The sequence below is a fragment of the Spirobacillus cienkowskii genome, assembly GCF_037081835.1.
Taxonomy (GTDB): Bacteria; Bdellovibrionota_B; Oligoflexia; order Silvanigrellales; family Silvanigrellaceae; genus Silvanigrella; species Silvanigrella cienkowskii.
The window spans coordinates 58,329-84,642 of the sequence record NZ_CP146516.1; the positions used below are offsets into that span (position 1 = coordinate 58,329).

At 30.4% G+C, this 26,314-nt stretch carries 22 protein-coding genes; 3 read left to right on the top strand and 19 right to left on the bottom strand.

Features of this window, described 5'->3' with window-relative positions:
- Positions 1–7 precede the first annotated feature (7 nt).
- The 10 genes from ftsA to rsmH all read right to left on the bottom strand — a co-directional run bounded on the left by ftsA (position 8) and on the right by rsmH (position 12,776).
- The gene (gene ftsA, locus Spiro2_RS00265) at positions 8–1,315 is read right to left on the bottom strand and encodes a cell division protein FtsA (RefSeq protein WP_338636297.1); all 1,308 of its coding nucleotides are present in this window, start codon (positions 1,313–1,315) and stop codon (positions 8–10) included.
- A 104-nt stretch (positions 1,316–1,419) separates the two neighbouring features.
- Complete coding sequence (locus Spiro2_RS00270) at positions 1,420–2,520, bottom strand: hypothetical protein (RefSeq protein WP_338636299.1); 1,101 nt, start codon at positions 2,518–2,520, stop codon at positions 1,420–1,422.
- Positions 2,507–3,916, bottom strand: a complete 1,410-nt coding sequence (gene murC, locus Spiro2_RS00275; RefSeq protein WP_338636300.1) for a UDP-N-acetylmuramate--L-alanine ligase — start codon at positions 3,914–3,916, stop codon at positions 2,507–2,509. Before murC ends, Spiro2_RS00270 begins: the two co-directional genes overlap by 14 nt.
- A 26-nt stretch (positions 3,917–3,942) precedes the next feature.
- The gene (gene ftsW / locus Spiro2_RS00280; protein WP_338636301.1) at positions 3,943–5,127 is read right to left on the bottom strand and encodes a putative lipid II flippase FtsW; all 1,185 of its coding nucleotides are present in this window, start codon (positions 5,125–5,127) and stop codon (positions 3,943–3,945) included.
- Positions 5,114–6,712 carry a UDP-N-acetylmuramoyl-L-alanine--D-glutamate ligase gene (gene murD, locus Spiro2_RS00285; protein ID WP_338636303.1) on the bottom strand — a complete coding sequence of 533 codons (1,599 nt, stop codon included), beginning with the start codon at positions 6,710–6,712 and terminating at the stop codon, positions 5,114–5,116. The genes ftsW and murD overlap by 14 nt, the downstream gene beginning before the upstream one ends.
- Positions 6,713–6,724: 12 nt before the next feature.
- Complete coding sequence (mraY, locus tag Spiro2_RS00290; RefSeq protein ID WP_338636304.1) at positions 6,725–7,840, bottom strand: phospho-N-acetylmuramoyl-pentapeptide-transferase; 1,116 nt, start codon at positions 7,838–7,840, stop codon at positions 6,725–6,727.
- Positions 7,837–9,522, bottom strand: coding sequence for a UDP-N-acetylmuramoyl-L-alanyl-D-glutamate--2,6-diaminopimelate ligase (locus Spiro2_RS00295; protein ID WP_338636305.1), 1,686 nt, complete (start codon positions 9,520–9,522; stop codon positions 7,837–7,839). The genes mraY and Spiro2_RS00295 overlap by 4 nt, the downstream gene beginning before the upstream one ends.
- Before the next feature lie 20 nt (positions 9,523–9,542).
- On the bottom strand, positions 9,543–11,387 hold the full coding sequence (locus Spiro2_RS00300) for a penicillin-binding protein 2 (RefSeq protein WP_338636306.1): 1,845 nt from the start codon (positions 11,385–11,387) through the stop codon (positions 9,543–9,545).
- A gap of 12 nt (positions 11,388–11,399) precedes the next feature.
- Positions 11,400–11,699, bottom strand: coding sequence for a hypothetical protein (locus Spiro2_RS00305; RefSeq protein ID WP_338636307.1), 300 nt, complete (start codon positions 11,697–11,699; stop codon positions 11,400–11,402).
- Between the two features lie 3 nt (positions 11,700–11,702).
- Positions 11,703–12,776, bottom strand: coding sequence for a 16S rRNA (cytosine(1402)-N(4))-methyltransferase RsmH (gene rsmH, locus Spiro2_RS00310; RefSeq protein WP_338636308.1), 1,074 nt, complete (start codon positions 12,774–12,776; stop codon positions 11,703–11,705).
- Between the two features lie 191 nt (positions 12,777–12,967).
- Between rsmH and Spiro2_RS00315 the strand changes: the two genes are divergently transcribed.
- A complete protein-coding gene (locus tag Spiro2_RS00315; RefSeq protein ID WP_338636310.1) occupies positions 12,968–13,693 on the top strand; it encodes a LysM peptidoglycan-binding domain-containing protein in 726 nt (241 codons plus the stop codon).
- A gap of 4 nt (positions 13,694–13,697) precedes the next feature.
- Here Spiro2_RS00315 and Spiro2_RS00320 read toward each other — a convergent pair whose 3' ends face one another.
- Positions 13,698–14,699, bottom strand: coding sequence for an NDP-sugar synthase (locus Spiro2_RS00320; RefSeq protein WP_338636311.1), 1,002 nt, complete (start codon positions 14,697–14,699; stop codon positions 13,698–13,700).
- Between the two features lie 9 nt (positions 14,700–14,708).
- Entirely contained in the window at positions 14,709–15,806 is a 1,098-nt protein-coding gene (locus tag Spiro2_RS00325) for an aminoglycoside phosphotransferase family protein (protein ID WP_338636312.1), read from the bottom strand.
- Positions 15,807–15,974: 168 nt separating this feature from the next.
- Between Spiro2_RS00325 and Spiro2_RS00330 the strand changes: the two genes are divergently transcribed.
- Together Spiro2_RS00330 and Spiro2_RS00335 are read left to right on the top strand one after the other, a co-directional pair.
- Positions 15,975–18,386: a hypothetical protein gene (locus Spiro2_RS00330; RefSeq protein WP_338636313.1), complete on the top strand. Its 2,412-nt coding sequence runs from the start codon at positions 15,975–15,977 to the stop codon at positions 18,384–18,386.
- 158 nt (positions 18,387–18,544) lie between these two features.
- Positions 18,545–19,651: a hypothetical protein gene (locus Spiro2_RS00335; RefSeq protein WP_338636315.1), complete on the top strand. Its 1,107-nt coding sequence runs from the start codon at positions 18,545–18,547 to the stop codon at positions 19,649–19,651.
- Positions 19,652–19,899: 248 nt separating this feature from the next.
- Here the strand turns inward: Spiro2_RS00335 and Spiro2_RS00340 are convergent, their stop codons facing one another.
- The 7 genes from Spiro2_RS00340 to mnmA all read right to left on the bottom strand — a co-directional run bounded on the left by Spiro2_RS00340 (position 19,900) and on the right by mnmA (position 26,311).
- Entirely contained in the window at positions 19,900–20,400 is a 501-nt protein-coding gene (locus Spiro2_RS00340) for a substrate-binding periplasmic protein (protein WP_338636316.1), read from the bottom strand.
- A 23-nt stretch (positions 20,401–20,423) separates the two neighbouring features.
- A complete protein-coding gene (locus Spiro2_RS00345) occupies positions 20,424–21,512 on the bottom strand; it encodes a hypothetical protein (RefSeq protein WP_338636317.1) in 1,089 nt (362 codons plus the stop codon).
- Positions 21,513–21,606: 94 nt separating this feature from the next.
- Positions 21,607–22,218, bottom strand: a complete 612-nt coding sequence (gene coaE / locus Spiro2_RS00350) for a dephospho-CoA kinase (RefSeq protein WP_338636318.1) — start codon at positions 22,216–22,218, stop codon at positions 21,607–21,609.
- A 2-nt stretch (positions 22,219–22,220) separates the two neighbouring features.
- Positions 22,221–23,195 carry a hypothetical protein gene (locus tag Spiro2_RS00355; protein WP_338636319.1) on the bottom strand — a complete coding sequence of 325 codons (975 nt, stop codon included), beginning with the start codon at positions 23,193–23,195 and terminating at the stop codon, positions 22,221–22,223.
- A 235-nt stretch (positions 23,196–23,430) separates the two neighbouring features.
- Positions 23,431–24,393, bottom strand: coding sequence for a GTPase Era (era, locus tag Spiro2_RS00360; protein WP_338636320.1), 963 nt, complete (start codon positions 24,391–24,393; stop codon positions 23,431–23,433).
- Positions 24,390–25,217, bottom strand: a complete 828-nt coding sequence (locus Spiro2_RS00365) for a ribonuclease III family protein (RefSeq protein WP_338636322.1) — start codon at positions 25,215–25,217, stop codon at positions 24,390–24,392. The genes era and Spiro2_RS00365 overlap by 4 nt, the downstream gene beginning before the upstream one ends.
- On the bottom strand, positions 25,217–26,311 hold the full coding sequence (gene mnmA / locus Spiro2_RS00370) for a tRNA 2-thiouridine(34) synthase MnmA (RefSeq protein ID WP_338636323.1): 1,095 nt from the start codon (positions 26,309–26,311) through the stop codon (positions 25,217–25,219). Before mnmA ends, Spiro2_RS00365 begins: the two co-directional genes overlap by 1 nt.
- Positions 26,312–26,314 lie beyond the last annotated feature (3 nt).

The window sequence follows — 26,314 nt, forward strand, 5'->3', positions numbered from 1 at the left end:
TTATTGATTATCTAGAAGCAAATGGCTCTTTTAATTTTAGCCATATTTTTGTTGCAAAAGATCCAATTCTTCTAGTGTCTTCATAATGATTTACTGCTTGTTCTCTATGAATTGATGAGAATAAATTTGAAAGGGTTCCTACAGTAGAAGCCCAAATTGGAGATTTTAACCCCTCAGTAACTCCCGTTATGCTAGTAGGCATCCCCACGCGAGTATGTAATGAAAATATTTCTTCTGTTGCTAAAGCCATTCCGCTCAATAAAGCGCCTCCACCCGATAAAATAATTCCTTTTGACGCTTTTGTAATAAGTCGAGACCTTTTTAAATCCATATAAACAGTATTTAAAATTTCTTTAACTCGGGGTTCTATAATTATGTTAATTTCTTTTCTAGTTACCATTCTAGTTGAATTGCCATCAGTAGTAGATATTTCAATTTTTTCATTTGCATCTTTTGTAGAAAACTCTATCGCAATACCAAATTCTTTTTTTACTTTTTCTGCCTCTGCTTGAGTGGTTCTCAAGCCTATTGCAAGATCTTTTGTAATATGATGTGAACCAATTGGATATTCTTTAGAATAAAACGGTGTGTTGTTAATATAAACAGATGCGTGAGTGAGGTGAGCTCCAATTGAAATTGAAATACAGCCAAACTCTTTTTCGTCAGTAGTTAGTACACCTTCTGCAGCAGCCAAGGGTTCAAATGCAAAACCTTGAACTCTAACACCTGCATTATTGCAAGCTTTGATAATGTTGTGAAGTTCTGTTTGGGGATAAAAGATCCTGTGATGCATGATTGATAAAGAAGATCCTCGCATTCCAATAGGATTTTGAATATCATGCTTGTTATCAACTGAATAAGAACTTGGAATCATATGAATAAAATCAAAGCCAAGCGGCGGTTTTTGACTTTTTATAGCAGCAGTTACTTTTTCTAAATCTGACAATCTAATTTCTTCTCCTTTAATTTGAGAAGTTTCAATATGATTATCAAATTGAGCTGCTGTACCTGCAATACATACTCTAAAAGAATCTATTTCTATACCAGATTGACGCTCAACTTCATCGATAGCTTCTAAAATTGAAGTTGTAACAGCATCAATACTTGAAATACTTCCTTTTTTTATAGCTCCATTGTTTGCGATTCTTGCTGCACCTAGAATTTGAATCCGCAATGGTTCTTTGTCTGAATGGGATTGTTTGTCTTCTTTTGCTGAATTAAAAGTTTTGTATTCATAACTCGCTGCAATAAGACTGGTATGAGTTGAGCCCAGTGTAAGAGAAATACAAATATTTTTATTTTGAGATGTTTTCATGTCAATTTAACTTTGCATGCAAAATGTTTAAAAAGCATTTTGTAAACGCACTCCCTTTAAACTTACACAAACAAAAAATAAAAGTCATTAGTAAGATTTAAAAATTAGTATTTAGATGATTTTGCAGGTTGGGAAGGAATTTTAAAACTAGCCTTATCATTGAAATCAAGATCGACTTTTGTTGGATAAATATTTTTAATAGTCAAATCTGTGAGAACTAATTTAAGATGTTCAATTTTTTCTTTAATATGATTATCGCCAACATTAATAATTAAGTGATCACTATCTATTTTTTCATTTGTTGTAGTGATTTGCTCTTCTATTTTTTCTTGAATCGTATCTTTTTTCTTATTAATAATAAGAATATTATTACGATTTATTTTTAAAATAAAACCATTATTTGAATCCCAGTATATTTTATTTAATGAATAACCAGTCCCAAGATTTAAAATTTCAGAATTAATTAACTTGGTTTGTGTTATCAACCAAGGAAAATTTACGGCTGGAAGTGGTTCGGGTTTGTGGTTTGATGATTCAATTTTGCTATTTTTTTTATTTTTTCTAATTATATTTTTTGATTTCCATTGAATTTTAAGTTCTGATGCTTCTAATCTAATAAGGGTTGAGTAAGCATTTTGTGCGGGGTTTTTCGCTATTATTTTTAAATTGTTACTAACTACAAATCGATCGCCATTTTTAGTTTCAAGCAAAACTATTGGAATATGCATAATAGCATTTATTTGAAGTTTAGCATCAAGCCCTAGTCTGATCCAATATTGGTCAATAATATCTTTTGAAGCAAGAATTGAGTGTATGTTTTTTAAAAAAATAGTTCTAGTTTCCGAATTTTTTTTGCTTTTTTCTAGTTCCTTTATAACTTCTCTTAATATTTCTTCAGTAATAATTTTGTTATCAGTTTCAATTGAAATATGACTAGGTAATATTTTTTCGCTAAAATTATTAACAAGAAAAACACTTGTTTTAGTGATAATTAAACAAATTATTATAATTGAAATTAGATATGTTGTCTTTGAGTTTGTTTTGGTTAAGAAATAAATATTAAGAAATATTTTTTTAAAAATAATAAAAATATTTCTTAATTTAGAATTATTTATTTTGTTAATATTTATACTTTTTCGTGAACGTAAATCAAGATTTTGAGTTGATAATAGATTGGCTTTTCTAAGTCTTTTATTTACATTCAAGTTCAAGTTTCTCCAAAAGCATAGTTCCGGCTAGTTTAACATCTCCAGCTCCCAATGTTAAAACTACAAACTCATGTTTATACGGATTATTTTTAATAATTTGTAAAGCTATTGAAGCTGATTCATTTAAACTTTGTGCAATAAAAGTAGAATTAGAATAATTATTAAAACTATTTACTTTAATCTGATGCGCCAAAATATCTAAATTTATTCCTTGAATTTCTTGTTCTCCAGCAGAATAAATTGGAGTTATAATTACGTGATCGGCATCTAAAAAAGCTTTTGAAAATTCGGACATCTGATTTTTAACTCTAGAATATCGATGTGGTTGAAAAATAACTATAATTTGTTTTTTAGGAAAGCTTTCTTTGGTTCCTTTTAAAACAGTTTCTATTTTTTTGGGATTGTGGGCATAATCATCAACAACAATATTGTTCTTTATTTCTCCTAAGATACTAAATCGATGTTGTACTCCTTGAAATTTAGAAATTGCCTTACTAATTTTATTAGAATCAAGTTCAAGAACAGAAGAAACTGCAAAAGTTGCTAAGGAATTTGTAAGATTATAGAGTCCAGGCATTTTTAATTTTACTTTAGATGCTGGTTTTCCATAGATAACAGGGGTATAACTTGTGTAAAATCCATCTGTAATTTTGTCTATTGCTGTAATATCTGCATCTTGTCTTAATCCGTAGGTTACAACTTTGCGTCTGATTTTTGGAAGAATTAATTGAATAATTGGATCATCAATACAAGCACAAATTGCTCCATAAAATGGTACTTTATCAATAAATTTTTCGAATGCTTGTATAATTGCTTCAAGGTTTTCATAGTGATCCAAATGATCTCTATCTATGTTTGTAATAACAGCAATAGTCGGTGTTAATCGTAGAAAACTGCCATCACTCTCATCAGCTTCGGCAACAAAAAGTTCGCCTTTGCCCAATTTAGCATTACTTCCAAATGCGTTAATTTTGCCGCCTATAATAACAGTGGGATCTAAATTAAGTTCATAAAGAGCTGAAGCAAGTATGCTTGTTGTTGTTGTTTTACCGTGGGTTCCCGCAACGACAATTCCGTATTTCATTCTCATTAATTCACTTAACATTTCTGTTCTGTGAATTATTGGTACTTTTAAGTTATGAGCTTCAATGATTTCGGGATTATGTTTATTAATTGCACTACTTATCACAACAACCTGAGCTTCTTTTATGTTTTCACGTTGATGTCCGATAAAAATTGTTGCTCCAATATCTTTAAGATGCTCTGTTGTTGGAGTGCTTTTTATGTCGCTTCCTGTAATAATAAATCCAGAGTTAATTAAAACTTCTGCAATTCCGGACATTCCGCTACCACCAATGCCTACAAAGTGAATTTTTTTTATCGTATTTAACATAAAAATTAGAACCTTAATTAGAAATATTATTGGCTATATATTCTTCTGGAAATTTGAGACATAAGACCAATTATAAAATAATTAGCAACCAAAGCGGTACCTCCGCTAGAAATAAAAGGAAGTGGAAGTCCTTTATTTGGAAGTGCTCCTGCAACAACTCCCATATTAATTATAGTCGTGGTGACAAGAATTGCGAATGCACCTGTAGCTAATAATCTGTCTCTGTGCGTTTTTCCATATAGAACCAGCCTTAGAATAGCATAGTAAAGAACAGAATATAAAATAGCCAGCACAAGAATTCCAATAAATCCCATTTCTTCTGTAATAACTGCTAAAATAAAATCTGTATGTGCTTCTGGTAAGAAAAAAAGCTTTTGTTGACTCTCTCCAATCCCTCTGCCAAAAAGTCCACCGTTTGCAACAGCGACAAAGCTTTGAATTACCTGAAAACCAGAACCTAACGGATCTTTAAATGGATCAAGAAAAGTAATGATTCTTGAAATTCTATAAGGTTCAGCCAATACAGCGGCTGTCATTCCAAAAACTAAAAGACCAAAAATTCCCACAAAATATCTTTTTGCAAGTCCATTCATAAATAACATGGCAACTATTCCTGAGGTTACAACAACTGTTGAACCAAAATCTTTTTGCGAAATTATTGCAATGGGTGCAAGTAAAAGAAAAAAATAATTTAGTGTATAAGGTATTTTTTTTTCATTTTTATTAATTTTTATATCAGAAGATGATTGTTTAAAAGTTATAATCGAAGCTAAAAAAATAATTGTAAAAATCTTTAAAAATTCTGATGGTTGAATTGGTGGAAGTGGTTTTATTGATATCCATCTTGCAGCACCGCTAACAGTTTTTCCAATGTATGGGAGATGTGTAGAAAAAGTTAATACTATTAAAATAAAAAACAAAAATTTAATATATCTAAAATAAAATTCTAATGGAATTTTAGCTCCTGCAACTGCTGCTATAAATGCAGGTATAAGAAACAAGGTTTGTTTTTTTGCATAATAAAATTCTGTTCCGTAATGTTGTGCCGAATAAACAGATGAAGAACTATACACAAATAAAATACCAAAACCTGTTAGTGCAATGACTGGAATCCACAATACATTTCCACCGTAAGTCATCCATGTACTTGGTTTTGAGTCTAATTGATTTTCACTTTGTTTTGTAATTGTGTCATTGTTATAATGATTCACTTTTATTTTCCTTTAAATGAGATATAGCCCATTCGCGAAAAACATTTCCTCTGTGCTCAAAATCTCGAAATTCATCGAAACTACTGCATGCAGGAGAAAGAAGTATAATTTCATTATTTTGTGCATCATTTAGAGCTAAATTTGCGGCTGAAATCATATTATTAGATGGCTTAGCTAAATAATTTTTATTCGATATCAATTCGTTAAAAATAATTTCTGAAGCGTCTCCAAATGGGTATACTTTAATTAAGTTTTTGTTAAAAAACTCTATAATTGGTTTATAGCTATCTCCCTTAGGTTTACCACCTAAAAGAAGCCTGATTGGTAGCTTAAAAGAGGTTAGGGCGACTAAAGTACTTTCTACGTTGGTTGCTTTTGAATCATTAATAATTAGTAAATTTTTTTCTTGTAATAATTCGTTAATAAAAATACAGTAACCTTTACCAATTTTTTCTAAACGATGCGGTAAATGAATATACTTTGAACTGCTTTCATTCCATTGAGATGTAATGAATTCATCATGTATACCAAGATGTTGAGCAATTAAACTTGCCGTTAATATATTCATGACATTATGTTTACCTGGTATACAAGTTTTATTGATTTCAATTTTTTTTATTAAATTATCAGTTTTTAAACTTACTGTAACAGCTTCTTCTTTGTTGTAGGTAACATAAGCAAAATTAAGAAATTTAGAAACAGGAAGATCTTCAATTTCTAAACGTTCAATTTCTTTGTAAATTGGGTTAGGTAAATATCTATAGTTATTTAATTTGTTTTGAAAAAACTGATATTTTTGTTCAAAATTATCAGTTTTTTTATTTTTTTGCATTTGATGACAAAATTTTGTAACTATGATTTTGCATTTTGGTAAAATTAAGCCAATTTTAAGGGCTAATTTTAGAACATCATAATCTAAAATGACAAGGCCTTCAGGATCTGTTAATAAAACAATTCTCCATTTTGCTTTTAAGTATTCTTCTATTGTTTCATATCTGCCTAAATGGTCATTTTGAATATTTAAAATTGCAGAGCATTTAGGTTGAATAGAAAAAGTAAGCTCTAACTGATAGCTACTTAATTCTAAAACAAAGATGTTTTCTTTACTATTTTGTGAGACAACATGAGAAAATGGAGTGCCTATATTGCCACATGCTATTGAATTGCGTTCGCTTAAATTTATAAGTTGATTTAAATAGTTGACTGTAGTGCTTTTTCCATTTGTTCCTGTAATTGCTAGTATTAAGTTATTTGGTTTTAAAAACCACGAAGCAACTTCTATTTCGCTAACTAAAACCAAGTTTTCTTTCATACATAGCATAGGTATTTGCGTGTTTAATGGAATACCAGGAGATAAAATCATCACGTCACATTCATTAGTTATTTTTTCTAATGAATGGCCTTTGTCTTCAAAAGGTATTTTTAAATAATTTAATTCTTCAATTACTTCTTGAGATAGCTTTTTTTCTTCAGTAATAAAAACCTTAGCATCATAATTTTTTAATAGCTTTGCTACAGATAGTCCGCTTTTAGCTGCTCCAGCAATAAAAAATTTTGTTTTTTCAATATTTTTGTGGAAACACATTTAAATTACCTATTATCTGAGCTTTAAGGTTAGAATACTAAGAAGTGCTAGAATAAAACTAATTATCCAAATTCTTACTGTAATCTTTTGCTCAGGCCAACCTTTCTTTTGATAGTGATGATGTACAGGAGCCATTCTAAAAACTCGTTTACCTCTTGTTTTAAAAGATACAACTTGTATGATAACACTTAATGCTTCTGCTACAAAAATACCTCCCATTAATACTAAAAGTATTTCATGTCCCGTAATTACTGCAACAGTTCCTAAAATACCTCCTAAAGAAAGGGCTCCAGAGTCTCCCATAAAAATTTGTGCCGGAAAGGTATTATACCAGAGAAATCCTATTGAAGCACCAATAACTCCAGATAAAAATACACTAATTTCACCAGTACCAGAAATTGAATGGTAATAAAGATACTTAGATACAACAGTATTTCCAGTTACATAACTAAGAATTGTTAAGGTTAAAGCACAGGTTATTACTGGACCAATTGCTAATCCATCCAAACCATCAGTTAAGTTTACAGCGTTACTTGAACCTACAATAACTAATATTGCAAATGGGGCATATAAATATCCTAAATTAATTACTACATTTTTTAAAAATGGAATGTTAACTGTTGTTGGACTTTGAGAAGAAGCATGAGTTATAATTAATTCGTTTGCAGACCATAAATGCCAAATGACAGCGAGAAAACCAAATAAGAGTAAACCTAACATTTTTTTCTTACTAGATAGCCCTGCAGTATTTTTTTTTGAAATTTTTAAGTAGTCATCTAAAAATCCTACAAAACCAAAGCCGATTGTTACAATAACTAATGTAACAAAATGTCGGTTTGTGACATCCATCCAAAGAATTGCGCTTAATAGCGTTGCAAAAATAATTACAACTCCTCCCATTGTAGGAGTGCCTTTTTTTAACATTTGTTCTTCTAGCCCTAATTCTCTGATAGGCTGACCTGCCTTTAGAGATCGCAATAAGCGAATGGCTCTGGGATAAAGTAGCATTGATACGACGATGCTTGTGATGAGAGCTAATATTGCCCTACTCGATAAGTATGAGAAGGCGTTAAGACCAGAAAATTTTGGATTGATCATTATGAGCTTAGATATTAGTAAATAGATCATCCTGAGTTTGCCTCCTCTTGCAAAATTGATAATGCAATTTTTGAATCAGAAAAAGAAATTTTATTTTCGCCTATAATTTGATAGTTTTCATGACCTTTTCCTGCTATAATAACAAAATCATTTGCGGTAGCAATCTGAATTGCATATTTAATGGCTGCTTTTCTATCAACATATTTAAAACAATTTTTTAAATTTTGAATACCAAAGCAAATGTCGGCAATAATTTTAACAGGATCTTCGGTTCGTGGGTTGTCAGAGGTTATTATTACCAGATCAGATAATTCTGAGGCAATTTTGCCCATAATAGGTCTTTTCGTTGCATCACGATCTCCGCCGCAACCAAAAACTGTAATGAGTTTGCCTTTACTTGTGTTTTTTAAAATATCTCTGCAGGTTTTTAGTACTTTTTCTAATGCATCTGGCGTGTGTGCGTAGTCAACAATCACAGTTGGGTGATTAGTCAATGATTTATCAGAAAGTGTGACGACTTCAAGTCTACCTGATACGTTTTTAATATTGATAATTTTTTTTGTAATTTCTGCTAAAGAAAATCCACTATTTAACTGAGTTGCTAGAGCACAAAGTAAATTGTCAAATTGAAAGCTACCAATTAGAGAAGATTTAAAAGAACTTTGTGCAATTAGGCCACTTTTACCATAAAGTTCAATTAAACCAGAAATCCCAGAAAAACTTGATAAAGAATTGTTAACAATTAAAAATTTAACTTCTTTAAATTTGGTTGAAAATTTTTCAAAGAAAATTTTTAATGTATTTTTTGAACCAATACCTATTAATTTTCTTTTTTTTCCTATTGCTGAATCAGCAAAATTCTCCCAATAATCATTATTTGTACAAATTATTGCAGTACCATTATTCTTTAGTTTATTTTTAAATAATAACAGTTTTGCGTTAAGATAATTATGCATATTTTTATGATAATCTAAATGATCTTGGGTTAAATTTGTAAAAATTGCCACATCAACTTTTACGTTACCTAGTCTATTTTCATTTAAACCATGTGATGTGGCTTCCATTATAATTTTATTAGTATTAATTTTGTGTGCTAAATTTAAAATTTGTAGCATCATTGGATAGTCGGGTGTGGTTACATGTGATGAATCCAAAATCTGATTTTTGTATTGAATTCCAAAAGTACCAATTCTGATAGTATCTTCATTATTTATTTCGTGTATTAATTGTGAAGTCAGTTGCACTACCGATGTTTTTCCATTTGTTCCTGTTACGGCAATAATAGATAAGTTTTTGGATTTACTAAGGTAGTAATTTTCAAAAACTGCGTAAATTGAGTTTTCAACATCTTTTACGTTTATAAAATATTTGTTACTTATAATTTTAGATACCCAATCTGACGCATACTTTTTCTTTTCTGCTATAAAAATCAATCTTTCATGATTTCCTACAAAATAGTTTTTGCTGGCTAATATATCTTCGACCATTTGATGACCATCAAATTTTTCTCCATGCCTTGAAAAATAAATAAAAGAATCTTTTTTTATGTTATTACTATAATATTTATTAATGTCCTTAGAATTAATAAATATGTTAAACATTTTTTTTGTTTGAGAGATTTTTTTAGAGTTTGTAAGATTGTTTTTTTGAAGAATTTTAAATAATTTTTCAAGACTGATTTTTAAATTCTCTATTTTAAAACTAGAACTCATTAGATATAATATTCCTTGATTTATCTTAATATAAGATCATTCTTGTCAATAGCTGTTTTAATAATTTTTTGAGAATTTTGGTTTTTAAGGTAAGAATTTTTATACTCAGTCATTTTATAAATGCCTCTTGAATTAAGATAATGGACAGTTTTTTTACCAATTTCAGAAAACACGGGACCTGCGAGTAAACCTCCATAAGCGGGTCTTATACCAGCCTCATCAATAACCACAACTATGACAAGTTTGGGATCATTAGAAGGAATTATTCCTTCAAAAACAGCAGTTCTTCCAGAATAAGCTCGATCTTTTGTAGACCAAATTTGGGCAGTACCTGTTTTTCCTGCCACAAGAATTCCAGGAATTCTGGCTTGAGCTCCAGTACCTCCCTCTTCTTCAACAACAGATTTCAGCATTTGTGAAATTAATTTGCATGTTTTTGGATTTATAATTTGTAAAGGCGGGCCAATTGGTTCTGTTTGACCTAGAGGATCAACAGCTATTAAATTTACTCCCCGATCTTTACCTCCTCCTACAATAATCGAAAGTGCATGAGCGAGTTGTAAAGGAGAGATCGCAAATCCTTGTCCAAATGACATATTTGCAAAGTTGAGTTCTTTCCATGTATTTGTTTTTTTTATTCTGCCCGCCCATTCTCCAGGAAGCCCTGTGCCAGGAGATCTGCCAAATCCAATTTTCATTAACGAGTCATAAAAAATTTCTTTTCCCATTTTTTGGACAACTTTATAAACCCCAATATTACTGCTATACTTTAAGATTTCTTCTGGAGTGAGCCAATCATAAGGGTGGGTGTCGTGAATGGCGCCTCCTGGTAAATTCATTTTGCCTTTTTCAACAAAGATTTTGCTATCAGGTTTTATAATTCCAAGATCAAGAGCTTTGGCAATCCACATGGGCTTTACCACTGAACCCAACTCAATTGCATCCATTACGGGTCTAAATCTTCTTGCATCTGGATTATTTTCTGTAGGATTATTTAAGTCATAATAAGGCCAACTCGCTATTGCTAATATTTCTCCTGTTTTTACGTCCATGACAATTGCACTACCACCTTTTGCATCAGCTTTGATCACTCCATTTTTTAGTGCATTTTGAGTAATCTCCTGAATTGAAAGATCTATTGATAATTTAAGGTTAGGTACTTTTTGATCAGGCTTAGAGGCGTGATTTGGAGTGACCATGACTAATCGTCCTCTTGCATCTTTCATGACATCTAATTTTATAGGTTTCATATTTAATCTTGAGTCATATATTTTTTCTATACCCTCAAGACCATGACCTTCTGCCCCTACAAATCCAATAAGTTGAGCTGCGAGTTCTTTTTCGGGGTATACTCTTTTGTGTTCATCTACGACACCAACAAAATCTTGCCATTTTTTTAAAGATCCAATTCTTGCTGCTTCATCGTAATTAATTTGCCGCTTAAGCCAGATAAAATTTCTTTTATCATTTTTATAAGCTTTTAAAGTATTAAATGGAATTTGTAGCTGATCAGCAAGACTTTTTATTAAATTATTGTCATTTGGCATTTTTTTATTGAGAAGATAGATGCTTGGTTTTGTAATACTAACAGCTAGGACGCGGCCATTTCGATCTGTTATTGTGGCTCTAGGTAAGGACATAGTTAAGTTGGTCTCAAATTGTTTGTTCCCTTTTTCGATAAGCTTTGAGCGAAGTGGTGTTGGAAAAAATGTGATCCATGCATAGCGAATTAGTATCAAAATTAAACAAAGGTAGTACAACCAGCCCAATAAATGAGCTCGCAAGCTAAAATTTGGGATTTTTCTTAAATTTTTATAATTAAAATAATCTTTAATATTATTTAATAAAATAAGTACTTTTCCCACATTTAATACCTGCTAATTATTATTATTTTCAATCCTTAAAACTCGTTTTGGATCAGGTAATATGTACTTTGGTTTTCCGCTTAAATCTTTTTGGCTTAATAGATTTTCTCGAACAGTTCTTTCTGTGGCTGCAAGATCAGAAAGTAGCTCTACTTGGCGCTGGCGAATTAATTTTTCTTTTGCTTTTAAAGCTGCGATTTCATAACCAACAGAATAGGTTTTAGATCTCATTGTTATAACAATAACTCCTACAAGTATTGTTAAGAAAATAATTGCAATAATTGCATCAAATCCCTTAAGTAATTGGAGCACACGCTAACCCTCCAAGTTTCGTGAAAATTCAAAACAACGTAGTCTTGCCGAACGAGAACGTACATTGCATTCATATTCGTGTTGCGAAACTGTAATTCCGCCTCTTGGAATCTCTTTTCCAAATCCTTTATGATTATTTTCTTCTAAATGGAGTTGAATATGCAAGGGCAAATGAAAATCTTTTTTATTTTTAGAGTTTTCCTTGAGATTTTTTCCCTTTTGCCAGTTTCTCATTGCATGTTTTACCAATCTATCCTCTAAGGAGTGAAATGAAATAAATGCTGTTTTGCCATATTGATGCATAATCTGAGGAATATCTTGAAGCAGCTTTTCAATAGATTCAAGTTCTTTATTAACTTCAATACGAAGTGCTTGAAAAGCTCTAGTTGCAGGGTGAGTTCTGCTATTGGTATAGCCTAAAACTCTTCTAATGTATTCGGCTAATTCTTTGGTGCTTTGTAAAGGTAATCGTTGTATTTTTCGATCTTCAATAATTGCTTTAGATAGTTTTCTTGATTTTGGTTCTTCTCCATATTCAAAGAATATTCTTGTAAGCTCTGCTTCTGAATAATTTAATAAAATATCTAATGCAGACTCTCTTAATGTTGTATCCATGCGCATATCAATAGGGCCATCATGATACATTGAAAATCCTCTGCTGCTTATATCTAGTTGAGGAGAGCTGACTCCAAAATCAGCTAATAAACCGTGTATTTTACAGTTTTTAAAATCATTTTCGAGCACGCTTTTAACATACATAAAGTTTTTGTTTATCAAATAATAATTTAAGTTAGAATATTTGTCTTTTAATTTTTTAAGTTTTTCGTTTGCAAAATTTAATGCAAATATATCTTGATCAAATCCAATTAAATTAAGGTTATATTGCTTATAATTTTGAGAATTTAAAATAAATTCAATAAGGTATTCTGAGTGACCAGCGCCACCAATAGTTGCATCGACAAAATATAAATCATTATTTTTATCGTTATCTAAAGATGAAATAAGGTTATTACTAGGCAATATATTCTCAACAGTTTCTTTTTTTAAAACGGTAGTGTGAACAAAATTATTATTCATAAAACTCCTTAAATATAAATTATTCTATTAATTTAAATAACTTATCTGTATATTTAGTCAAAAACCTGGCACTCAATTAAATGCCTAAACTATTCAACTTCAATATTTACGGGCCGATAATGACCATGTAACAGAAGTTAATTGAATAATAATGTGCCATGAAGGTAAATAATATGCAAAAGAAGGCTATTATGCTTACAACTTTAAAAAAAATTATCTTAATTTTTTTAGCTACTTTCATTGTGATTTCGTGTAGTACAACCACTACCACATCTGATGAGCAGCCTAATGTTGTAAATAGTGTTCAAGCATCAGAACCTGAACAACAAGAAAAAAAAGTAGCCATCTCTTTAGACTATTCTGAAGGCTTAGTGCCTCCAACTAATCAGGGAGTACTAATGCCATATTATGTTCAGGATGGAGATAATTTAATTAAAATAGCAAAGAAAATTTATGGTGATAGAAAGCTTTGGAAAAAAATATCAGAAATTAATAATTTAATTGATCCCCACAAAATTTATGCTGGAGACGTTATATATTACGAAGCAAATGAGCAATCAAAACTTTTTGCCCAAACTTATGAAGGTGCTCCAAAAGCAAAAATTATTGTTAAAAAGGGTGATACTTTAACAAAAATTTCAAAAGTAATTTATGGGAAAACTAAAGACTGGAGAGTTTTGTGGAAAGAAAACCCTCATATTTTAAATCCCGATAAAATTAAAGAAGGTGTCGAAATTTACTTTAGATCTAAAGTAATTACATCTCATGCGTATTCAATTATTAATTTAAATAATAATATTAAAAATTTAGAATTAAAAAACAAGCAAAGTGATGAGAAAAAAACGTCAATGATAAATAAAGAATATCTTGAAAAAATTGATAAGGATAAAGAAGAAATTAATCTAAATAAAGATTAATTTTTTACAATAAAAAAGAAAAATTATATTCGGTTTGATTACTATCAAAATTAAAAATTTTTTTTGATGATAAATTGCTATCTATATCTCTAAAAGAAATAAGAATATTGTTAGGTGATAATTCTTTTGTTTCGTATAAATTTAATTTATCTTTAAAAAAATTTGGTGATTGAAAACAAAAGTTTATTAAGTTATTTTGAAAATAGTTTTGTTTTTTAGGTTTTAATTTGTTTTCAAAAAAGTTAAGACATTCTTTGTAACTTTTAGGTGTACCAATATCAAACCAGTACTTATTTTTAGGATAGTTTAAATTTATAACTTTTTTATCTTGTGTTATTGCATTTTTGTAATAAATTTCAATGCTAGACTTTTTTTCGATTGGTACTTGATTTAATAATTCATAGCCAATTATTTGGTGATTTGTAAATACAGTTGCATTGCTTGCATTTTTTAATAAGAAATTTTCTCCAAATCCTTGAATATAATTTGAGTCTTTAGAAATCCATGTAGTATCTTTTCTTGGAAAATTAATTTTTTTTGTGCACATTAATGCATAATCTTCGCAATTTTTATTTTGCCATGCTTTAATCATTTGTTGAATTGGAAAATTTGCAATAATGTCACCAGATACAACGATGACATTTCGTTTTGAATTTTTCTTATTATTTTTTGATAATTCATGAAAAATTCTAGCAATTCCTCCTCCTGTTTCAAGTATTTCTTCTTCATAAAAAAATTCAATACGAGCAGGATCGTAACCATAAAATTTTGCCGCAAGAATAATCTCTTGTTTTGTAATATGATCTAAATAATGTGTATTACAATAGACTTTTGGAAAGCCAAACTTAAAAAAAATTTCGATATTAATAAATGCAGCTGGCTTATTAATTATTGGACAAACAACTTTAGGAATATAGTTTGTTAATGGCTTTAGACGAGTTCCAAAACCAGCACACAAAACAATTGGGATAAATTTGTCAATTTCAGTTTTACTAACGCTAGTCATAAAAAACCATTATAAATATTTATTTATAAGTTTATCAAGTTTTCTAGAAAGTTCACCTTCAAATAGATTGTTAATTAAACTATATAAATTTGGAAGCATATGTTTGATATCTGTTTCTTGGTGTACCTGAGCTTCTAAAGATGTTAGAATTTTAAGGGTATATTGTATGTATTGTAAATAATTATTTTTCCCTTTTTTTGTTGCTAAATATCCAAAACTACCAATGGCTTTTAAATTTCTTTGTAAACCCATTAATATTAACTCAAAATTAAAGCTAGTTTCACTAATTGGTGAAAAATTATTTTTTATTCTGATATTATTTAAATTAGTTAAGTAATGTTTAAAAAAGTGCTTTCTAGTCTCCCATGTTATTTTAACATAACTGTCACGTATCAGGCTTACAACATCATATGAATGAGGACCCATTCTGGCATCTTGAAAGTCTATCCAATAAATTTTTTTATCTTTTACCATAATATTTCTAACATGGTAATCTCTATGACAGAGTACTTTTTCGCAATGATCTAATTTTAATGCTAAAAGTCTAAGATCTTCAAATAATTCTTTGTGACTTTGTTCAGAGATATTAAGGCCCATGAAACCGTTTAAAAAATGAACGACAAAAAAATTAAGCTCATAAAAAAACTTATCAAAATCAAAAAATCTTGTTTCCGCTGGATGTTCGATCTTAAAAACTGGATATTGAGCTAGCAGTAACAAATCTAAAGCTTGTTCATAGTATTTTAAAGTTTCTTGGCAATTAGGGTTATTAATATCAAGATACTCTTCATTAATTAATGAATTTAAGAATATATCGCCAAGATCTTCGGTCCAAATGCAAGAGTTATTTTCATCAATTTCTAGTATTTTAGGAATTGGTATATTCATTCTTGTTAAAGCACTATGCATTCCTATCCAGCTAATCGGATCTCCTCCATATCCCCCTTCCCATTTGGGAAATTGCATGCATAAAGCACTTAGGTTGTTGTCAACTAATCTAAAAAATTTTCTATCGCTTGCATCGCCCGCAATCAGGATCAAGAATGGTTTTTTATGAATTTCAGGGTGACTGGAATCTTGTATTTTAAAATCTTGAATTCTAAGCATAGTTTATAATGATTTCCTATGAAGTGAAAGATTTCTTGTCAAATTATTTCTTTAGCTAATTTGCTTATCTCACAAACAGATAAAGCTATTTGCTGTAACAAGTGATCCATAATTGTAATTGTGTTACAGAGTTGTGTGATTCGTCAACCCATTAGAAAGGTTTTTATAGTGGAAGTTATTTCGATTCGTGGCGCAAACGAGCATAATTTAAAAAATATTGATGTTGATATACCCAAAAATAAGATGGTTGTTTTTACTGGTGTAAGTGGTTCCGGTAAGAGCAGCTTAGTTTTTGACACTATTTATTCTGAGGCATTTAGACGTTTTATCGATTCGAGCCAGACTTCGGTCTATATGATGAGCGGGTCTAGTTTTACAAAACGAGCTCGCGCAAAATTTCGTTCTATATCTGGCCTTCCTCCTGCGCTGGGGCTGTCGCAAAAACAAGGAGTTGCAGGACGTCTTTCTACTGTTGGGACAATATCGAGTGTTTCTGATTTATTAAGAGTTTATTTTGCAGCTTTTGGAGATATTTATTGCTACAATTGTGATATTCCATTAAAACCTATTACTTTTAACGAATTATGTGATAAAATATTTAATGATTTTCAAAATAAGAAAATCAAAATAATAGCTCCAATATGTGAAAAAAGAAAAGGTAAATTTTCTGACGAAATTGAAAAATTTAGAGAATTAGGTTTTTCAAAATTAAGAATAAATGGAAATATTTTTGACTTACAAGATGATAATGAGTCTATCAAAGTAGATTCAAAAAAACTGAATACTATTGACGTTATTATTGATTTTGTAGTTATTTCTATAGATAAGAAACAAAGAATTGAAAGAGCAATTTATCAAGCCCTAGAATATGGAAAAGGCATGGTAAAGATTGAGACTTCAAATTATGAAAACTTATTTAATACAAATTCAAGTTGCCCACAGTGTGGTGAAAGTGCTCCTAAGTTAGATCCTCGCTATTTTAGTCATTCTTCATTAGGTAAATGTGCAAAGTGTGATGGTGAAGGGACTTCAAAAAAGGGATACTCAGCAGATTTATTCCCTTGTAAAAGCTGTTTAGGTTCTCGTTTAGATACAAAACTTTCAAGCGTAAGAATTCATGATAAAACTTTTCAAGATCTGCATTATATGACTATGATAGAACTTTTAAATTACGTTGAAAATATTTTAAAAAATCATGTTAGTAATGATAAAGCAAAAAATAAAATTTATCTTGAACTACATAATTCTTTATTAAGTATAAATAAAATTGGATTAAATCATCTTACTTTAAACCGTTCAGGATCTAGTTTGTCACCAGGAGATTTGCAAAGATTAAGACTTGCATCAATGATTTCAAATAAACTGAATGGTGTTTTGTATGTAATGGATGAGCCTTGTCAAGGACTAAACGAAGAAGAAGTAAAGCAATTAGCACAAGTTCTTAAAGAAATAGTAAATAATGGTGCATCAATAATAGCTGTTGAACATCACCCAGAATTTTTAAAATTTTCTGATGCTATTTTTCTTATGGGTCCCCAGGCAGGGGTAAATGGCGGAAAGATTATTTCTTATATTTCAAATAAAATAGATTTAGATAAATTTAATAAAGAGAGTTTTATTAAATTTAATAATAAATTATCCGATGAAAAAAATAAAATAAAAGAAATAAAATCAAATATTACTTTTAATAACATTAATATTAGAAACTTAAAAAATTTAAATATTTCTATTTATCAAAATAATATTAACATTATTAGAGGAAAATCAGGATTTGGTAAAGGAACGTTTTTAGAATATTGTGTTCTGCCTTCACTATATTTTTTGGGAGGTAAATCATTAGATTCTGAGGAAATTTTAAAAATAGATTTTAAAAATTTTTGCAAATTTAATTCAGTTGGTGACATTAAAGTGAATGTTGTGGGTTATGTAAGACCTGGTAGTATGACTCGAAGCTCCAGACGCAGCGTAGCTTCAGCACTTGATGTTCTGAAACCCCTTAGAGAGCTATTTTCCTCGTTACCGTCAAGCCAGGTGTTGGGTTTGACAGAAAGTCACTTTTCTTGGAATTCTAAGCAAGGAAGGTGTGAAAATTGCGAAGGAAGAGGTTATATTGAGCTACCACAAAAATACTCTGAGCCAATTAAAGTTGAATGTGAAACGTGCTTTGGTTCAAAATTAACAGCAAGAAGCTTACTTCCTAGATACAAAGGCCTTAATTTTGCAGACATCATGTCTTTAAATTTGGAACAAGCAATACAATTACTTGAAAATCATAAGCTTATAACAAATAAAATTGCTAAAGCATGTCAGTTTGGCTTGGGATACATTCAGTTGGGTCAGGGTATGGACAGTTTAAGTGGCGGTGAGCTTCAAAGGTTAAATTTAACGATTCATCTTAAAAGAGCAAGTTTAGAAGGAGCTTGGTTTATTTTAATGCATCCAAGTACTGGTTTGCATGCACCAGACATTAATGTTTTAGGTGAACTTATGTCTGTTATGCGATCGAAAGGAGCTACTTTTGTCCTTGTTGAAAATAGGGAAGAATTTTTATTTTTTGCAGATCATATAATTGATTTTTAATGTATGAATGTTAGCTAATATCTTTTAATTTATTTATTTTGGAAAAAATTGCCCCCTATTTTTTTCAGCTCTAGTATTTCTTTTTTTAATTAATTTAATTTTTTTTAATTCCGAATATTTTTTAGTATTGAAAAATTTGAATTGTTGGGGGTGTTTTCATGCCAGAGAGGTTTCATGATTTTTCAGTCGCTAAACTTGAAATGCTTTCAAACTCTTTTTGGAGAGAAATTAATCCATCAGCTAAATCTTGTGTTTCTTTAATAAAACTTCTTGAAGTATATGCTTCTAAAGAAAATTGGGAACAAGTTATTAATTTGTCATCAAGAGCTGTTTTACATCTAGATAAAATTTATGACAGAGCAGATTTTTACCATATTTGGATTTGCGCTTTAAAAGATTCGTTTGATAAAGATGGATTAGTTTTATTAGGTAGACATCTTTTTAGAATGAGATTTTTTCATCCTGTTTTTTTATCACTTTCTTTAATTTCATTTTCTTTTGCTTCAAAAAATAAGATTGCTAGAAAAATATATTTTTATTTAAAAAAGACAAAAGGGATTGAAAATCGTTTCTATTTTGAAGCTATAGGACTTTTTTTTGCTTCACAAAAAACTATAGAGTCTATTAAAATGGGGCTTTTCTATTTAAGAAAAGTAACTTCTGAAAAAAAATGTAGCTATTTTTCTCTTAGAAACTATTTGCGAGTACTTTCTGAAAAAAATTATGTTAATGAAATGACTGAAGTATATAATGTTATGCATGAAAGATTTCCATTTGCGCAAGAGCCGTATTTGGTTGCAACTTTAATTGCAATAGACAATAGTGATTGGAAAGAAGCTATTAGAGTTTTAAATCAAATAATTCTTGATAATCCAGCAAATAGTAGCGCAATTCTTTCATTATGCCAATGCTATAATGAAATTGGAGATTATTTGATGACTGTTGAATTATTATCCAAAAATAAAGATACATTTATAGATAATGAATATGATTATAATTGTTTATTGGGAATGACATTAAAAAAGATAGTTGATATTGATTTTGATAAAAATTTGCATCAATTAGCAATCCGTCATTTACAAAAAAGCTATAATTTGGCAAAGTTTTTTAAATTTCCATATTATAGTATAGAAAAAGAATTGAATGATTTAAAAAATGATAAAAATCAAAAAATCTATGATGATGTTGAAATTAATGTCATTAATGTTATTAATGAACAAGCATCAGAAGCTAATAGTTTATTTAATGATAGAAAAGTTGGTTAATTAAAAATTAATATGAATCAATAATTTTTTTGTATTCACTAGTTTTTATAAATTCTCTGCTCGCATTATCAATTTTTTTTAATAATTCATCATTAAAATCTTTTTTATAAATAATATATAGCTTAGTTTCATTTATTGGTTTTGGTACTTTTACTAAATTTTTAAAATTTGAAATATTTTGTTTTCTATATTCTTTAAATTGAACTTCATTAGCTACAAAAAAACTAGATTCATTTTTAATTACAGATTCAACACATGATTCTTAAATCAAACTTTGAAATTTTATTTAATTCTTTTTTGTTGATCATTTCTTGGATATCATTTTCTATATAATATCCAACAGAAGAACAATAAGTACCTCCTTTAAAATCAATTAAATTTTTATTATCCTTATAATTTTTATTTGTATAAACATAAATTTTGGAATTGTATAAGTAAACTTTTGAATATTTAACTTCTGTTGCCCGTTCATCTGTATAAGCGTAAGGAAAAGATGCGTCGTATTTTTGTATTTTTACAAGCTCATAACCTCTTGCCCAAGGAAGAAATTCAAGCTCAAAAGGTATATTTATCTTTTTTAACAAAGACTTTACAATTGCTGTAAACATTCCTCCATCTTTGAGTTTTTCATCACTAAAAGGTGCAAAATCATTACCAGTGACTAATTTTAGTTTTTCTATTGGATGGACGTTAGCTGTATAAAATAATAATGTTAATAATAATGAAATTTTAGGTAATTTATTTATCATTTTTATAATTCTCCAATTATTTATTAAGCGGGTTCATTATTTTCTTTTCCTTTTATCAAATCAGTATCAACTTTTTCTCTTAAAATTATTTTCCATGTTGATAAGCCAACTATTAAACCAAATATGACAAATAAAATATAAAATAGGGGATTAAAAAACACAGATAATGTTAAACAAAGAAAACCGAGAGTTCCTGCAACAATCATATTAGTCATAACTTTGTCCGAAGAGTTTAGCGGTAATTCTGCATCAAGTACAGCTTTAGTATAACCTTGGACTAATATTCTTCGTTCTCTTACTGTTGTAAAAAATTTAAACATACTTTTAGGTGAAAATGAATATCTAATATACCAAAATGGCAAGTGTACCATGTGTAGGCCAACTATTTCGATTTCTGTTCTGTGTTCATATAAAGTACCAACTTTTGTTTTTGCTATTCTTCGATGATATTCACTTATTTGATCTTTGGCTCTAGTGATTGCAGATGATTCTTTGCTTTGAATGCTTGCTACTGCAATTTCGTTTGCATGTTCGTATTTAAATGGAACCTTAGATTCGTAAATAGGTTTAATTCCTTCATCCTGCACCCCCATTGTTTCATCGAGTGGAAAACCTTCCCAATCTATTGAGACACTTTCTCTTGGGTGGTGCAATCGCTCCATTCCCCAGTGTTCTTTTGGAGATTTTCTTGCAAGGATTGCCCAGCGGTATCTCCTGCTAAATCGTCCTTCTTCTTTTAAAAATCCTGATGCTAAATCTCTAACGCGGCCTGGATATAAATTTTTTTTGGCGCTATGTCCGCTCCAAAACGTATGTGCTTCTACAGAAATTATCCAATAAGGTAGAAATACTCCATATGAGCCCAATATGCTAAATTCACTTTTAATTTTTGATGGATTATGATAGCGATTGGTTATCCATTCATTAAAGATTTCGTCTATATTTTCTTTTTTTATGTTAGATGAAATTATATAATGATCACCAATTAAATCTTTTGCCCCTTCTTCTGGGTCAATGATAAAACCAGCAGAACAAAAAGGACATAAATGAATATAGTCATCTGGATTGTATTCAAAAGACGCTTGGCATGATGCACAAGATACTTCAAACATTTTAAAATATCCTTTTTAAGTAACAATAATAATTTAATATTATAAAAATATTTTAAAAACTTGTAGAAGAAATTTAGGAATGAGTGTCAATCTTTTAGTTATGACTAAATCTTTTGGTTAAATGCAAAATGAGTTTGTGGGTTTGTTTTTCAAGATTTTGAAATGATTTAGAATTATCAATTACGAAGTCGGCATGGGTAATTTTTTCACTATCAGGCATTTGAGTATGGATAATTTTTTTTGCTTCGGAGACTGAAATTTTTCTTTTTTCTTCAAGTCTTTTTAGTTTTACAGATTCATCGGCTACAACAACAATACAAAAATCAAAACTACTTTGCCTTTTAAGCTCTAAAATTAAAGATGCTTCGTAAAAAACCCAAGCAGAGGGGGCAATTTTGTTAAGTACTTCTAATCTTGAATTATACAGTTCCAATATTGCCGGGTGCAAAATACTTTCTAATGATTTTTTTAATTTTGGTTTAGAAAATACTTGATTACGAATATAATCTCTATTTAAAATTCCAGGACTAATAAACACAGAATCACCAAAAATTGTTTTAATTCTTGCTTGCACTTCTGGAAAAAATAACACCTCACGAGAAAATAAATCTGCGTCCCAAACGCAATAACCTTTTTTTGCTAATATTTTAGAAAGTGTTGATTTTCCAGAACCAATACCTCCTGTAATTGCAATCTTTTTACACATAATTAGCGTTTGTTGTTATCACGTTGTTGTCTATATTGGTTGTTATTTTGTTGGTTACTTGAGTTTTGATCTTCATAAAATCTTTGTGAATTTTGGTAATTAGCTCGAGTGTTAAATCTTTGATTCTGAGCATTATTATTTTGATATTGATTTCTAAAATTGTTTTGATTTGAGTTTTGTTGTCTTGAGTTATTATTTTGTTGTTGATAATTTCTATTGTTAAGCTGTGATCTATTGTTGTTTTGTTGTTGAGGGTTTCTTGGTTGAAAGCCAAAACGATTTCTATTTTGCAAATTGTTTTGTTGTTGCCTATTGTTCATTGAATGATGACTTAAATGAGGCTGAGGAGCGGCCTGCGTTCCATCAGAATGAACGTAACCTGTTCTGGTCATCAAATGACTGGGTGTCGGTCTCATTTGATCTTCAAAAACTCTTTTTGCAACGCCTTCTGCGACAAGTTCAACAAGTAAATCTTCTACAGAAATACCTTCCATTTTTGACATTTGCCGGAGCTGATTCATCAGCGACCACGAAAAAGATACAGAGATATTATTTTGAGAAAAATCCCTAATTTCTGATGAATTTTGAAGGTCTTCTTCGCAAAAGTCGTCAGAATAATTTTCATTTTCTTGGAATTCTTGGGAAACATCATTAACTGCAAAATCATTATTTTGCTCAATTTCCCAATTTACTTCGGATTCTAAAGTTTCATCGGAAGAGTCTTCTATATGATTTAGTGTCACCACATTCTCCACTTCTTTAACAGGCTGATGATTATTTTCTGTTGTAATTTCAGGATGAATTTCATCTTCTTTAATTAAATGCGTTTCTTCTAACGAAGGTGTGCAAACTGCTTTGAGTTTAGGTGGGCGACCTCTGCCTCGTTTAGAAGGAGATGATTCTATTCCCCCTGTTTCTTTTGATGATTCTTCGAAAAGTGATAATGAAAAATACCTACGAGTGTGAAAATAAATCACGACGATACTCCAATATAAAGTAACAATAACAAGCAATGTTTAATAAATTAATTATTCAGGTAAAAATTCTATAAAAATCCTATGCAATTAAATAAAAACATGAAACATTTAGAAGGAGAGGTATTCTCACTTCTTACATAATCCCATAAAAGAGCTTTCAAAACAAGTATCTTAAACCAGTCTATCAAGGATTTTTTTACCTATATATTTTACAAAATGATATTGGTAAAAATGATCAATTTGTTTCGCTTAAATCGTGCAGATCAGCGAATTCTGAAAGCATACTTAAATTTTCGGTCCAACCAGGTTTAACTTTAACAAAAAGTTCTAAGAATACCTTCTTTTCAAGATGTTTTTCTAATGAAACTCTTGCTAACATTCCAATATTTTTAAGTCGCACCCCTTTTTTTCCAATGACTATACCTTTTTGAGATTCGCGATCTACAATTAATGTTGCTAAAATTTTTACGACTTTTTGCTCAGTGGTAAATTTTTCAATAACAACAGCTATTTTATATGGCAGCTCCTGACCAAGCTGACGAAAAATTTGTTCACGAATAATTTCACTACATACAAATTTTTGCGATCTGTCAGTAAGATCATCCTCGCCAAATAGCCAATCGCTAATCGGCATATGAGTGGATATGAGCTTTCTCATAAATACGACATGTTCTGGAGTTTTAGATGAAACTAGAATAGACGTATTTTCAGCAAGTTGACAATTTAAACTATTTGAAGAACTCAAATCCTTTAAAAGGCTTTGAAATTGTTGTTCAATGTTTAGTCTTTCTTGTTCTGCTTCTTTTATCTTAACCTTATCTGATTTAGTTGCAAGGAGTAGAAGCTTTTTATTGTATTTTTTTAAAATACCCTTTAGCCAAAGTGTATCTTCTGGATGCCAGCCCTGAGAAACGTCAATCAAATAACATACAAGGTCGGCTTCAGCTAATACGTTCCAGGCTGTTTTGTTCATCATTTGATTGATTTTAGGCAACCCTTGATCTTGATGAATGCCTGGGGTGTCAAGCAAAAGAATTTGACAATCGCTTTCTGTGAAAATGCCTAAAATTTTGTTTCTTGTTGTTTGGGGCTTATTGCTGACAACAGCTAATTTTGAGCCAAGTATTGCATTTAAAAACGTGCTTTTTCCCGCATTGGGTCTGCCAAGTAATGCCACATATCCGCATTTTTTCTTCATTTTTTACCTTCAAAAAAACTAATGACCATATCTTTTGTTAATTTTCCTAATTCAATTTCATTTAAAATTTTTTCTGCAACCTTTTTGCTAGCTTCTCTTTTGCTAGCTGCAGATGCTCTTCCTATTTCTGTGTTTCCAACAAAGGCGGCAACAATAAAAAAAGTTTCTTGGGGGGTTCCCTCGGTACCTATCGTTCTATAGGATGGAGGAAGACCTATAATTCCTTGAGTCCATTGTTGTAACTTACTTTTTGAATCAAATTTAAGAAGAATGTCTTGTCCAGCTTTAAGATCGTTGGCAAAAACTTTAAGTAACCACATATGTGCTTTTTCTTCGCCGGCGTCAAGAAGTAAAGCGGCGGTTACGGCCTCAAAAGCGTCAGCAAGGACGTTATCTCTTCTTTGAGGGTTTGAGTTCATTTCTGCTTTTCCAACCAGAAGACATTCTCCTATACCAAGATCTCTGCTTTTTAAAGCAAGATTTTCTGTTCCTACTATTGCTGCTCTTAAGCGAGAAAGATCGCCTTCTTGCAAAGACTTGTGGGCAATCATGGCTTCAGAAGCAATAAAAAAGCTAAGAAACGCATCGCCAAAAAACTCAAGACGTTCATTTGAAAATATGCCAGATCTATCGTGAGGCCAGTAGACGAGAGATGAACGATGAACAATAGAAATAGCGGCAATTTTTTTGTCTTTATATCTGTGATCTTGTATTTCTCCAAGTTTATCAATATTGGCTTCAATTTGAGGGAAAACTCGGCTTAACTTTACAAAATTAAGCTCACACAAGTGAGATTTAAGAAGCAAAAGACGATCGCTGAACATTATTGTATGACCTTATCAATAAAGCCACCACCTATCACTTCGTCGTTATAGTATAAAACAGCTATTTGTCCTGGTGTTACAGACTTTTGTGGCACCTTAAAATGCAAATAAGTAGAATTATCATTTTTAACTACAGTTGCTTTGCATGGTGTTGAGCGATAGCGAATTTTTACATCATATTCGCAATCAAAGCGATGAGGTCGAATTGAATGAAAATCTTTAAATTTAAAACCTGATCGTAAAAGAAATTGTTCGTTTCCAACATAGACTGTTCCTGAGGAGGAGTCTATGCGAGTTACATATAATGGAGTAGGGTATGAGATTTTTAAGCCTTTTCTTTGCCCAACTGTGAATTGGTGTATTCCCTCATGTTCTCCTAAAAGTTGCCCATCTTCATGGCGTATTTCGCCTTTAATAATTTTATTTTCAGAAACGCGTTTGGATATGAATTTAGCGTAATCATTATTGGGAATAAAACATATTTCCATGCTTTCTTTTTTATTTGCATTCACCAAACCATATTTTTCTGCAAGTGTTCTCACTTCTGTTTTGGATAAACACCCTACAGGAAATAGAGTTTTAGAAAGTCTTTCTTGAGTAAGAGAATATAAAAAGTAGCTTTGATCTTTGTGGGGATCTAATCCTTTTACAAGTTTATATTGTCCATAAACTTCGTCATAACTTATTTGGGCATAATGTCCTGTTGCCACAAAATCACATCCAAGTCTTTGCGCTCTATCAAGTAAGTGATCAAATTTTAAAAAAGTATTGCAGGCAACGCAAGGATTAGGAGTTCGTCCTTTTAAGTATTCTTCAGTAAAATAATCAACCACATTCTCTTTAAAATCTTCTTGGTAATCAAACACATAAAAAGGAATACCGAGTTTGTGGGCAACCATTCTGGCGTCAGCAACATCGTCTAAACTGCAACATGTATCAAATTTACTATTGGGGTCGCAGCTCGTTTCGTTTTGAGAATAATCCCAAAGCTGCATTGTAACACCAATAACATCATAACCTTTTTCTACAAGCAAAGCAGCAGCAACAGAGCTATCTACACCGCCAGACATAGCAACAAGAACACGTTTTTTCATATA